The 11,269-nt window shown below is 64.9% G+C and carries 11 protein-coding genes; 2 read left to right on the forward strand and 9 right to left on the reverse strand.

Annotated features, from left to right (window positions below):
* Complete coding sequence (dtd, locus tag NCS02_RS02170) at window positions 1-444, forward strand: D-aminoacyl-tRNA deacylase (protein WP_175979793.1); 444 nt, start codon at window positions 1-3, stop codon at window positions 442-444.
* Window positions 441-1,091, forward strand: coding sequence for a histidine phosphatase family protein (locus tag NCS02_RS02175; protein WP_034470613.1), 651 nt, complete (start codon window positions 441-443; stop codon window positions 1,089-1,091). Before dtd ends, NCS02_RS02175 begins: the two co-directional genes overlap by 4 nt.
* Here the strand turns inward: NCS02_RS02175 and ruvB are convergent.
* From ruvB to NCS02_RS02220, 9 genes are all read right to left on the reverse strand, one after another.
* Window positions 1,088-2,149: a Holliday junction branch migration DNA helicase RuvB gene (gene ruvB, locus NCS02_RS02180; RefSeq protein ID WP_008351556.1), complete on the reverse strand. Its 1,062-nt coding sequence runs from the start codon at window positions 2,147-2,149 to the stop codon at window positions 1,088-1,090. The genes NCS02_RS02175 and ruvB overlap by 4 nt on opposite strands.
* Window positions 2,150-2,205: 56 nt before the next feature.
* Entirely contained in the window at window positions 2,206-2,787 is a 582-nt protein-coding gene (gene ruvA, locus NCS02_RS02185) for a Holliday junction branch migration protein RuvA (RefSeq protein WP_008351554.1), read from the reverse strand.
* A 21-nt stretch (window positions 2,788-2,808) separates the two neighbouring features.
* Window positions 2,809-3,351 carry a crossover junction endodeoxyribonuclease RuvC gene (gene ruvC / locus NCS02_RS02190; RefSeq protein WP_008351552.1) on the reverse strand — a complete coding sequence of 181 codons (543 nt, stop codon included), beginning with the start codon at window positions 3,349-3,351 and terminating at the stop codon, window positions 2,809-2,811.
* A gap of 91 nt (window positions 3,352-3,442) precedes the next feature.
* Window positions 3,443-5,008 (reverse strand): bifunctional phosphoribosylaminoimidazolecarboxamide formyltransferase/IMP cyclohydrolase, encoded by a 1,566-nt coding sequence (gene purH, locus NCS02_RS02195; RefSeq protein WP_175979794.1) that lies wholly within the window; start codon window positions 5,006-5,008, stop codon window positions 3,443-3,445.
* Window positions 5,009-5,072: 64 nt separating this feature from the next.
* Window positions 5,073-5,306, reverse strand: coding sequence for a Fis family transcriptional regulator (locus NCS02_RS02200; RefSeq protein ID WP_008351548.1), 234 nt, complete (start codon window positions 5,304-5,306; stop codon window positions 5,073-5,075).
* Entirely contained in the window at window positions 5,303-6,397 is a 1,095-nt protein-coding gene (dusB, locus tag NCS02_RS02205) for a tRNA dihydrouridine synthase DusB (RefSeq protein WP_034470615.1), read from the reverse strand. The genes NCS02_RS02200 and dusB overlap by 4 nt, the downstream gene beginning before the upstream one ends.
* Window positions 6,398-6,611: 214 nt before the next feature.
* Window positions 6,612-7,802: a UbiH/UbiF/VisC/COQ6 family ubiquinone biosynthesis hydroxylase gene (locus NCS02_RS02210; RefSeq protein ID WP_250481458.1), complete on the reverse strand. Its 1,191-nt coding sequence runs from the start codon at window positions 7,800-7,802 to the stop codon at window positions 6,612-6,614.
* 2 nt (window positions 7,803-7,804) lie between these two features.
* Complete coding sequence (locus tag NCS02_RS02215; RefSeq protein ID WP_250519301.1) at window positions 7,805-9,202, reverse strand: aminopeptidase P N-terminal domain-containing protein; 1,398 nt, start codon at window positions 9,200-9,202, stop codon at window positions 7,805-7,807.
* Between the two features lie 128 nt (window positions 9,203-9,330).
* Window positions 9,331-10,635 (reverse strand): THUMP domain-containing class I SAM-dependent RNA methyltransferase, encoded by a 1,305-nt coding sequence (locus NCS02_RS02220; RefSeq protein WP_033536536.1) that lies wholly within the window; start codon window positions 10,633-10,635, stop codon window positions 9,331-9,333.
* Between the last annotated feature and the right edge of the window lie 634 nt (window positions 10,636-11,269).

The raw sequence follows: 11,269 nt of genomic DNA on the forward strand, positions 1-11,269 counted from the left end.
ATGATCGCGCTCATTCAGCGTGTGAAGCGCGCCGATGTGCGCGTGGGCGAGCGCGTGACCGGCGCGATCGACGCGGGCCTGCTCGCGCTGGTCTGCGCCGAGCGCGGCGACAACGAAGCCGCCGCCGACAAGCTGCTCGCGAAGATGCTCGGCTACCGCGTGTTCAGCGATGCAGCGGGCAAGATGAATCTCTCGGTGCAAGGCGTTGCCGGCGGCTTGCTGCTCGTCTCGCAGTTCACGCTTGCCGCCGACACGAACAGCGGCTTGCGCCCGAGCTTCACGCCCGCCGCGCCGCCCGACGAAGGCAAGCGGCTCTTCGATTATTTCGTGACGCAAGCGCGCGCGAAGCATCCCGTCGTCGAAACGGGCGAGTTCGGCGCGGAAATGCAGGTGTCGCTCGTGAACGACGGGCCAGTCACTTTCTGGCTTCAGGTACGACCATGACGACTCAGGTTCTCTTTATTCGACACGGCGAAACCGACTGGAACCGCATCAAGCGCATTCAAGGGCATATTGACATCCCGTTGTCCGAACATGGCTTTCTGCAGGCGGAACAGCTCGGCCGGCGTCTGGCGCACGACGGGCGCATCGACGCGGTCTATTCGAGCGATCTGCAACGCGCGCAGCAGACGGCGCGTCCGTTCGCGGATGCGCTCGGGCTCGACGTGCGGTTATCGGAGAACTTGCGCGAGCGTTTCTATGGCGCGTTCCAAGGCCACGACAGCGACGAGATCAACGACAAGTTTCCCGCCGAATATATCGAATGGCAGACGCGCGACCCCGGCTTCTCGCCACCCGGCGACGGTGAATCGCAGCGCGTGTTTTATCACCGCATCGTGCATGCGATGGAACCGATCGTCGCGGCGCACGCGGGCGGGCGCATCGCGGTCGTCGCGCATGGCGGCGTGCTCGATTGTGTGTACAGGTTCGCGATGAACCTGCCGTTGCAGGAGCCGCGCAACTGGCCGCTGCTCAATTGCAGCGTGAACGTGGTGGACTATGCCGATGGCGGCGCGAAGGTCGCGTCGTGGGGCGATATCGCGCATCTGTCGACGGACACGGACGACGACAATCTGCGCAAGCGGGCCTAGCCGTTGTTCGTATCCCAAAGATCCCGAATCGGCCCCGCATCCGGCGCAGCAAGACCGAAGTGCCGATACGTGAGCATCGTCGCGACCCGTCCGCGTGGCGTGCGCTGCAAAAAGCCCTGCTGAATCAGATACGGCTCCAGCACGTCCTCGATCGTGTCGCGCTCCTCGCCGATAGCCGCAGCGAGGTTATCCACGCCGACCGGCCCGCCATCGAACTTGTGCAGGATGGCTTCGAGCAGCTTGCGGTCCATCAGATCGAAGCCGACGGGATCGACGTCGAGCATTTTCAGCGCTTTGTCGGCGACGTCGGCGGTGATCATGCCGTTCGCCTTTACTTCGGCGTAATCGCGCACGCGGCGCAGCAGCCGGTTCGCGATACGCGGCGTGCCGCGCGAGCGCTTTGCGATTTCCAGCGCGCCTTCCGGCACGATCTCCGCCTTCAACAACGACGCCGATCGCGACACGATGCGCGCCAGTTCGCTCGCGTTATAGAACTCCAGCCGCGACACGATGCCGAAGCGGTCGCGCAGCGGGTTCGTCAGCATGCCCGCGCGCGTGGTCGCGCCGACTAGCGTGAACGGCTGCAGATCCAGTTTCACGCTGCGCGCGGCCGGCCCTTCGCCGATCATGATGTCGATCTGATAATCCTCGAGCGCCGGATACAGGATTTCCTCGACGACCGGCGAAAGCCGATGAATTTCGTCGATGAACAGCACGTCGTTCGCTTCGAGATTCGTGAGCAGCGCGGCGAGATCGCCCGCGCGCTCGAGCACCGGTCCCGACGTCTGCCGCAGATTCACGCCCATTTCCCGCGCGATGATGTGCGCGAGCGTCGTCTTGCCGAGACCCGGCGGCCCGAACAGCAGCACGTGATCGAGCGCTTCGGAACGGCGCTTCGCCGCCTCGATGAAGATTTCGAGCTGGCCGCGCGCCTTTTCCTGCCCGATGTATTCATCGAGCTTGTGCGGACGCAGTGCGCGCTCGAACGCTTCCTCGTTCGGCGAGACGGGCGAGGCCGAGATGACGCGTTCGGCGGCGAGTTTGTCGGTTTCGATCATTTTTCGATTGTACAGCGAGCTTTTGCGCGACGAAGCTGGCCGAATGGCCTAGGCAATCAGCCCTTCGAAAGCGCCTTCAACGCCAGCTTGATGCCCTCGGACACGCCCGTTCCGGCCGGCACGTTCTTGACCGCGGCGAGCGCTTCCTTCTCCGAATAGCCGAGCGCGAGCAGTGCGTTGAGAATGTCGGACGCGTGATCGGACTGCGAAACCGTGCCCGCGATCGCGCCGAGATCCGCGCCGAGCTTGCCTTTCAGTTCGAGCAGCAGGCGCTCCGCCGTCTTCTTGCCGATGCCCGGCACGCGCGTGAGGCGCGCGGCGTCCTGCGTCGTCACGGTTTGCGAGAGTTCGTGCACGCTCATGCCCGAAAGCACCGCGAGCGCCATGCGCGCGCCGATCCCGCTGATCTTCAGCAACTCGCGGAACGTCGAACGCTCCTGCGCGGTGAGAAAACCGTACAGCAGATGCGCGTCCTCGCGCACGATCAACTGCGTGAGCAGCACGACCTTCTCGCCGGCATTCGGCAGGTTGTAGAACGTGCTCATCGGCACGTCGATTTCGTAGCCGACGCCGTTGCAATCGACGAGCAAATGCGGCGGATTTTTTTCCAGCAGAACGCCGGCGATGCGACCGATCATGTTTGGTATTCGTAGAGGAAATTAGCCGATGAGACGACCGCGCCGCACGCGCAAGCCCTTCTTGGCCAGCCCCGGCGCGATGCCGCCCAGGGCCGCGAGGCCGGTGCCGCCGTGCGCGTGACAGATCGCCATGCCGAGCGCATCGGCGGCGTCGGTGCCGGGCACGCCGGAAAGCGACAGCAGACGCACGACCATCTGCTGCATCTGTTCCTTGGTCGCGCGTCCGTAGCCGACGACCGCCTGCTTCAGTTGCAGCGCCGTGTATTCGGCAACCGGCACGCCGCTCGCGACGAGCCCGCAGATGGCCGCGCCGCGCGCCTGCCCGAGGAGCAGCGTCGACTGCGGATTCACGTTGACGAAGACTTTTTCGATCGCCGCCTGATCCGGATTGTGCTGCGCGATGAGCGTCGAGATGCCGCTGAAAATGGTGTTGAGACGCGAAGGCAGATCCGCCTCGGCCGTCTTGATGACGCCGCTCGTCACGTAGTTGAGCGTGTGCCCCGTCTTCTCGATGATGCCGAAGCCCGTCACGCGCAGGCCGGGGTCGATGCCAAGGATTCTCATTCGTTCGCGTTTCGCGGCTCGTTGAAACTAAAAAGGCCTGTTTGCGCCGTTCGAAGCGCAAACAGGCCAATCTTAAATGAAGCGGCCGCGATCAATGGCGGAAATGACGCGTGCCCGTGAAAATCATCGTGATGTTGTGCTCGTCGGCGGCGGCGATCACTTCGTCATCGCGCATCGATCCGCCTGGCTGGATCACGCAGGTGGCGCCCGCGTTCACGACGACATCGAGGCCGTCGCGGAACGGGAAGAACGCATCCGATGCCACCGCCGAGCCGTTCAGCGTCAGACCGGCGTTCTGCGCCTTGATGCCCGCGATGCGCGCCGAATCCACGCGGCTCATCTGGCCTGCGCCGACGCCCATCGTCATGCCGTTCGCGCAGAACACGATCGCGTTCGACTTCACGAACTTCGCGACGCGCCACGCGAACATCAGATCGTCCATTTCCTTCGGCGTCGGATGACGCTTCGTCACGACGCGCAATTCGTGCGGCTGCACGTTCTTCGCATCGAGCGATTGCACGAGCAGACCGCCGCCGACGCGCTTCAGATCGAACGCGTTGTGGCCGTCGCCGAGCGCGATCTGCAAGAGGCGCACGTTCTGCTTCGCCGCGAACACGGCGCGCGCCGCCTCGCTGAACGACGGCGCGATCAGCACTTCGACGAACTGCTTCGCGACAGCCTGCGCCGCCGCTTCGTCCACTTCACGATTGAACGCGATGATGCCGCCGAACGCCGAAGTCGGGTCCGTCTGGAACGCTTTCGAATACGCTTCGGCCGCATTCGCGCCGAGCGCCACGCCGCACGGATTCGCGTGCTTGATGATGACGCACGCCGGCGCGTCGAACGTCTTCACGCACTCCCACGCGGCGTCCGAATCTGCGATGTTGTTGTATGACAGTTCCTTGCCCTGCAACTGCTCGTAGTTCGCGAGCGCGCCGGCCGGCACGCTCAGATCGCGATAAAAGGCCGCGTTCTGATGGGGATTCTCGCCGTAACGCAAATCCTGCGCTTTCTCGAACGCGAGGTTGAAAGTCGCCGGATACGTATTGCGGCTCGAATGCTGCAGCTCTTCGGTCAGGCTCGTCAGATAGTTCGTGATCGCGCCGTCGTACTGCGCGGTGTGCGCGAAGACTTTCGTCGCGAGACGGAAATTCGTCTTGTAGCCGACGTTGTTGCCGTTTGCGCGCATCTCGTCGAGGACGGCGGAGTAATCGGCCGGATCGACGACGACCGTCACGTCGCGATGATTCTTCGCCGCCGAGCGCAGCATCGTCGGACCGCCGATGTCGATGTTCTCGATCGCGTCTTCCAGCGAGCACTCTTCCTTCGAGACCGTCTGCACGAACGGATACAGATTCACCACCAGCAGATCGATGGTCGGAATGTCGTGCTTTTCCAGCGCGGCCATGTGCTCGGGCAGGTCGCGGCGCGCGAGAATGCCGCCGTGAACCTTCGGATGCAGCGTCTTCACGCGCCCGTCGAGCATTTCCGGAAAGCCGGTGTAATCGGCGACTTCGGTCACGGGCAGGCCCGCGTCGGCGAGCAGTTTCGCCGTGCCGCCGGTCGAAAGGAGCTTGACGCCAAGCGCCGACAGCGATTTGGCGAAATCGACGATGCCGGATTTGTCGGAAACGGAGAGGAGCGCTTGCTTGATCATGATGAACACTGAAACCGAAAAGGGAAACCAGGCCGGACCAAGGCGCGCGCCTCAGTCCGATGAATCAAATCAATCCGTGCTGCTGAAGCTTCTTGCGTAAGGTGTTGCGGTTGATGCCGAGATACTCGGCCGCGAGCGATTGGTTTCCGCCCGCCTGCTCGAGCACCACTTCGAGCATCGGTTTTTCCACGCACGAAATCACCATGTCGTACACGTCGTGCGGGTTGGAGCCGTCCAGGTCCTGAAAATAGTTGTCGAGGCTCTGGCGGACGCATTGTTCGATGTTATGTCTGCTCATGCGGCAATCAGTCGGTCTGTCGTGTTGTTGAGCCCGCCGCACGATTCTTCCCCGTCCGCGTCCTCGGCGTCACCGGCCTCGTCCACATAGACGAGACGGTCCGACAACGCCTTTTGCGCGTCAAAGAATTCGTTGACAGCGAGCAATTGTTCTTTGGTCGTGTCCAGCGTATTCATCCGGTGCCGGAAGGTGTTGGCGCCGGAAAGGCCGCGAGTGTACCAGCCGATATGCTTGCGCGCAGTCCGAACGCCCGTGAATTCCCCATAAAAGGCGTAGTGATCTTCGAGGTGCTCGTTCATCACCTGCTGGATCTCGTCGATGCGCGGCGGCGGCAGGCGCTCGCCGGTATTCAGAAAGTGTTCGATCTCGCGAAAGAGCCACGGACGGCCCTGCGCCGCGCGGCCGATCATGATGGCGTCGGCGTGCGTGGCGGCGAGCACGTCGCGCGCTTTCTCGGGCGTGGTGATGTCGCCGTTCGCGACCACCGGAATCTTCACCGACGCCTTCACTGCCGCGATGGTTTCGTACTCCGCGTCGCCCTTGTAGAGATCGGCGCGCGTGCGGCCGTGGACGGTGAGCATCGAAATGCCGGCTTCCTGCGCGATCCGCGCGATGGTCAGCGCGTTCTTGTTCTCGCGATTCCAGCCCGTGCGAATCTTGAGCGTGACCGGCACCGCGTCCGGCCCCACGCCGACCGCCTGGACGACGGCCTCCACGATGCGCGCGACCAGCGGCTCGTTCTGCAGCAGCGCGGAACCCGCGGCCACGTTGCAGACCTTCTTCGCCGGGCAGCCCATATTGATGTCGATGATCTGCGCGCCGTTCGCGACGTTGTGGCGCGCGGCCTCGGCGAGCATCTGCGGATCGGCGCCCGCGATCTGCACGGAAATCGGCTCGACCTCGCCCGCATGGTTGGCGCGGCGCATGGTCTTCTCGCTCTTCCACAACTGCGCGTTCGACGCGACCATCTCCGACACCGCGTAGCCCGCGCCCATGCGCTTGCAGAGCTGCCGGAACGGGCGGTCGGTGACGCCTGCCATCGGTGCGACGAACAGGTTATTGCGCAGGACGTGTGAACCGATTGTGGGCATGAAGGCTAAACGATCCGCGCTGTCGGTGCCGGCGAGAAGCCGCGTCAGGCGGATGCAACGTTGCTGAAGGGGAAACAGCTATTTTAACGCGAAGAGCGTGCTGAAATTAAGAGCAATCGCGTGCAAGTCATTAAATCTTCTATGAAAGAACGGCCGGCCATAGAGGATAAGTTCCCGGACTTCGCCTGGACGATTGCCCTTTTTTCGTGCTCGATCAGCGCCTTTGACCGAACATCATCTGACGGGCGAGGGCCGTTTTTACCGGCGGAAGGAATTCGAGAGCGGTCAGCGCGAGACCGCGCATCGCCGCAAACGGCGGGAAATCGACCGTGAAGATGCGCGCGAGCGTATCGGTGGCGCCGATCGTCAGGCGCCGGTCCAGCGCACGGCGCTGCGCGAAACGGGCGAGCGCGAGCGGCCGGGGACCGTCGGCGGACAGCGCGTCGGTGAGCGCGAGCGCGTCGCGCAGGCCGAGATTCAGGCCCTGTCCGGCAACCGGATGCAGCGTCTGCGCGGCATTGCCGATCGCGACGGTGCGCCGGTCGACGAGCACGTCGAGCGCGGTCAGCCCGAGCGGAAACGCCGCGCGTGACGCGATGCGCGTGAAACGGCCCATGCGCGTGCCGAACGCAGCGCCGAGTTCGGCGAGGAAAGTGTCGTCGTCGAGCTGCATGCGGCGCGCGGCTTCGTCGGGCGAGCAGCACCAGACGAGCGAATAATCCGCGTGACGCTGGCCGCCGCACGGCAAAAGCGCGATCGGCCCTTCCGGCGTGAAGCGCTCCCACGCGACATTCGCGCGCGGATCGGACACGCTTACCGTGCCCACGATGGCCGTTTGCCCGTAATCGCGCGCGCGGCGCTCATCGGATGACTCGCCTTTCTGATAAAGACCGCCTTCCGCGTTCACGAGCACTCTCACGCGGACGGAGCGCTCGCCTTGCGCCGATTGCAGCGGCAAGGTGACGCCGTCGTTGTCCTGCAGCGGCGCGAGCGCGGACGTGTCGGTGAGCCAGTCGACCTTCGTTGCGCGCACCGCATCGGCGAGCGCGCCGACGAGCGAACCGTAGCGCACCACGTAGCCCAGTTCGGGCAACTCGTGCTCGTCGTGCTCGATCAACGTGCGGCCGAAATGCCCGCGCTGCGAGACATGGATGCGGCGGATCGGCGTGGCATCGCCCGGAAAGCCGAGCGGCTGCAGCATCACGCGGCTTCCGTGCGAAAGCGCGAGCGCACGCGGATCGTTGGCGGCGGCTGCGGGCGTGCGCGCATCGATCAGCGCGATGGACAGCCGTGACGTCGCGCTGCGCCGGGCAAGCCAGCCGGCGAGCGCGAGCCCGACCGGCCCCGCGCCGACGATGGCGATGTCGTAATCGAAATGCGGTTCGATGCCTTGAACGTCGCTCATGGTCAATTTGCGTTTGATTCGCGCATCAGCGCTTCGATTTCGTCGGCGGCGACGGGCACTTCGCGCGTGAGCAACTCGCAGCCGTTTTCGGTGACGATGGCGTCGTCCTCGATGCGAATGCCGATATTCCAATATTGTTCCGGCACGTCTTCGGCGGCGCGCACGTAGAGACCCGGCTCGATCGTGAGCGCCATGCCGGGCGCGAGCGCGCGCCATGGTCGTGCGCCTTGCTCGTCGAGCGGGCCGTCGGCTTCGCGGTATTCGCCCGCGTCGTGCACGTCCATGCCGATCCAGTGTCCCGTGCGATGCATATAGAAGCGCGCGTAGGCACGTTGCGCGAGGACGTCGTCGACGCTGCCGAACTTCGCCTTGTCGAGGATGCCGGTATCGAGCAAGCCTTGCGACAGCACTTTCAACGCAGCCTGATGCGGCGCGTCGAAGCTGACGCCGGCGCGTGCGGCATCGATGGCCGCGGCTTGCGCGGCGAGCACGATTTCGTACAGTTCGCGCTGCGCCGGAGTGAAACGGCCGCTAGCGGGGAACGTGCGCGTGATGTCGGATGCGTAGCCGTCCAGTTCGCACGCGGCGTCGATGAGAATCAGGTCGCCGTCGCGCGCGATCGCGTTGCCAGCCGGATAGTGCAGCACGCAGGCGTTCGCGCCCGCCGCGACGATCGATCCATACGCCGGCGACTGCGCGCCGTGGCGGCGGAACGTGTACAGCAATTCGGCTTCGATTTCGTACTCGCGCATGCCCGGGCGGCACGCGCGCATCGCGCGACGGTGCGCTTCGGCGGAGATCGATGCCGCGCGGCGCATGATCGAGATTTCGTGCGCGTCTTTCACGAGCCGCATCTCGTCGAGAACCGGCAGCAGGTTCTCCGCGCGGGCGGGAGCGCGCACGCCGGTGCGGCTTTGCGCGCGCACGGCGGCGAGCCAGGCGCGCACCCGGGCATCCAGTTCCGCCGATGTGCCGAGCGCGTAGTGAAGCGCGGGCTTGTCGGCGATCAGGCGCGGCATCTCCTGGTCGATCGAATCGATGGCAAACGCGGCGTCGAAGCCGAAAGCGTCGCGCGCGGCGTCGGGGCCGAAGCGGAAGCCTTCCCAGGTTTCGCGCTCCGCGTTCTTCTCGCGACAAAAAAGGATCGACACGGGCTCGCCATCCTGCGCGCTCGCGTTCAGCACGAGCGTCGCTTCGGGTTCGTCGAAGCCCGTCAGATAGTAGAAGTAGCTGTCGTGACGGAAAGGGTAGTCCGTGTCGCGGTTGCGCAGGACTTCCGGCGCGGTCGGCACGATGGCGACGCCGCCGCCGCGTGCACGCAACGCGGCGAGCACGCGCTCGCGACGCGCACGGTAAATGTCGACGGCGATGGGGCTGGCGAGTTCGGTCGTTGAGTTCATGCGCCGATTGTAGCGCCGGCTTCACGATGCGCGCACTCGGCCATTCGACATAGGCCAAAACGACGGCGACGCGTGAATTTGCCTATGCCATTCGGCCTAGTGGCGCGGCGAGTGACCGCGCCGCATACTCATTCGCCAGCGGGACGATTGCGCACGCTGCCCGCGATCAGATCGAAGCGAAACAGGCGGCATTCGAGCGCGCCGTTGAAAAGCGGCGTTTTCGTCGATTCGCGCAGCCGCAGCAAGCCCGGCAACTTGCGGTCGGACGTGAGCACGTAGGCGCGCCATCCCGGAAAGCGCTGTTTGAGCGCGTTGCCGAAGGAGACGAAGAACTCGGTGTCGGCCGGATCGGGTTGCGCGCGGGCGAAGGCGTCCTCGTCTTCGCGGCGGGAGCGCGCCGTATCGCGAATTTCGCCGCGCGGGCCGCGTCCGCGCACTTCGATACGCTCGCCGTACGGCGGATTCGCGATCAGAATGCCGGGCGCGTCGGTCGGCGGGACCATATTGCGGGCATCGACTTGCTTGAGCGAAAGGTCGGTGATGCCCGCGCGAGTCAGGTTCGCGCGCGCTTTTTCGAGCATATCGCCGGAAATGTCGCTGCCGAAGATGCTCAACTCGGCTTGCGACGCACGCGCGGCGCGGCGTTGTTCGAGCGCGGCCGTCTTGAGCTTCTGCCACATGCCGGGATGGAACGGCTTCAGCTTTTCGAAGCCGAAGCGCCGATCGTTGCCCGGCGCGATGTTGAGCGCCGTTTGTGCGGCTTCGGCGAGGAAGGTGCCGCTGCCGCACATCGGGTCGAAGAGCGGCGTGCCGGGCGTCCATCCGGTCAGGCGCAGAATGCCCGCGGCGAGATTCTCGCGCAGCGGCGCGGCGCCCTTGTCCAGGCGCCAGCCGCGTTTGAAGAGCGGCTCGCCGGAGGTATCGAGATAGAGCGTGCACTCGTTCAGCGTGAGGAACGCGAACACGCGGACGTCGGGCTGGGCGGTGTCGATGCTCGGGCGCGCGCCGGCCACGTCGCGCAGGCGATCGCAGACGGCGTCCTTCACGCGCAGCGTCGTGAATTCGAGGCTTTTCACCGGCGATTTGATTGCGGTGAGATCGACGCGCATCGTCTGGCTGGGCGTGAACCATTGCTCCCAGCGCTGGCGATGCGTGAGTTCGTAGATGTCTTGCTCGTTGCGATAGGGGCCTTGCGCGACTTTGAGAAGCACGCGGCTCGCGATGCGCGAATGCAGATTCGCCGCCATGCCCGCGACCCAGCCGCCCCGAAAGTGCACGCCGCCGGGCACTTGCGTGCCGACGATCAGCGATCCGCCGCCGGAAAGGGGCGCGTCGGCCACGTGCCTTTCCCCGATCTCCGCCAACTCGGCGGCAAGCGGTGCTTCGAGACCGCGCGGGCAGGGGACGAACCAGTCGAAGAGGGGGGAGGCCATGTGGTGCTTGATTGAATGTTCAAAGAACGTATTGTACGCGGGCAAAGGGAGCCGGTCAGACCGTACAGGTCGGGCGGCGCGGCTTGGTTGAAGGGGGGCGGCGGTTTGCGGCCGGAAGCGGCTTCTTCTAAACAGCGCAAAAAATCATCGCAAATCGAGCAAGCGCACTCGGACGGGCGTTATGCTCCGAGTTGCTTTTCAAAGGTAATTGCGTGTGAACTACCCAGATCTTCGTCGTCGGGCGTCTGGCCCTTACCGCGATTCACGCGTTCATCGCGCTGCCGAACTACTGTTTGGCGGGATCGCGAAGGCGACGATGCTCCTCGCCCTTCTGTGTGTTGTGGCGCTGGCAATCGTAGGCGGTGAAGTGCCGGACGTTGTAAGCGGGTCCACGATCCGAAGGCGGCGCTGGATCTATGTGCTCTTGCTGGCGATCGGCGTCGCGCTCGGGGTTTTCGTTTGGCTGATTCTGCGCCGTTCACGTTGAGCGCTACGCTTCAGAAGCGCAAGTGGGGGGGGGGGGGGGGGGGGGGGGGGGGGGGCGGGGGGGGGGGGGGGGCGGGGGGGGGGGGGGTGGGGGGGGGGGGGGTGGGGGTGCGTCTGGACGTCTGCGTTGTGCTCGGTGTGCGACCGC

This window comes from Caballeronia sp. NCF2, from assembly GCF_023631205.1.
GTDB lineage: Bacteria > Pseudomonadota > Gammaproteobacteria > Burkholderiales > Burkholderiaceae > Caballeronia > Caballeronia zhejiangensis.

What these genes read in the sequence shown, in the direction of transcription:
- dtd (WP_175979793.1), top strand. Translation starts at nt 1, where the DNA reads ATGATCGCGCTCATTCAGCGTGTGAAGCGCGCCGATGTGCGCGTGGGC.
- NCS02_RS02175 (WP_034470613.1), top strand. Translation starts at nt 441, where the DNA reads ATGACGACTCAGGTTCTCTTTATTCGACACGGCGAAACCGACTGGAAC.
- ruvB (WP_008351556.1), bottom strand. Translation starts at nt 2,149, where the DNA reads ATGATCGAAACCGACAAACTCGCCGCCGAACGCGTCATCTCGGCCTCG.
- ruvA (WP_008351554.1), bottom strand. Translation starts at nt 2,787, where the DNA reads ATGATCGGTCGCATCGCCGGCGTTCTGCTGGAAAAAAATCCGCCGCAT.
- ruvC (WP_008351552.1), bottom strand. Translation starts at nt 3,351, where the DNA reads ATGAGAATCCTTGGCATCGACCCCGGCCTGCGCGTGACGGGCTTCGGC.
- purH (WP_175979794.1), bottom strand. Translation starts at nt 5,008, where the DNA reads ATGATCAAGCAAGCGCTCCTCTCCGTTTCCGACAAATCCGGCATCGTC.
- NCS02_RS02200 (WP_008351548.1), bottom strand. Translation starts at nt 5,306, where the DNA reads ATGAGCAGACATAACATCGAACAATGCGTCCGCCAGAGCCTCGACAAC.
- dusB (WP_034470615.1), bottom strand. Translation starts at nt 6,397, where the DNA reads ATGCCCACAATCGGTTCACACGTCCTGCGCAATAACCTGTTCGTCGCA.
- NCS02_RS02210 (WP_250481458.1), bottom strand. Translation starts at nt 7,802, where the DNA reads ATGAGCGACGTTCAAGGCATCGAACCGCATTTCGATTACGACATCGCC.
- NCS02_RS02215 (WP_250519301.1), bottom strand. Translation starts at nt 9,202, where the DNA reads ATGAACTCAACGACCGAACTCGCCAGCCCCATCGCCGTCGACATTTAC.
- NCS02_RS02220 (WP_033536536.1), bottom strand. Translation starts at nt 10,635, where the DNA reads ATGGCCTCCCCCCTCTTCGACTGGTTCGTCCCCTGCCCGCGCGGTCTC.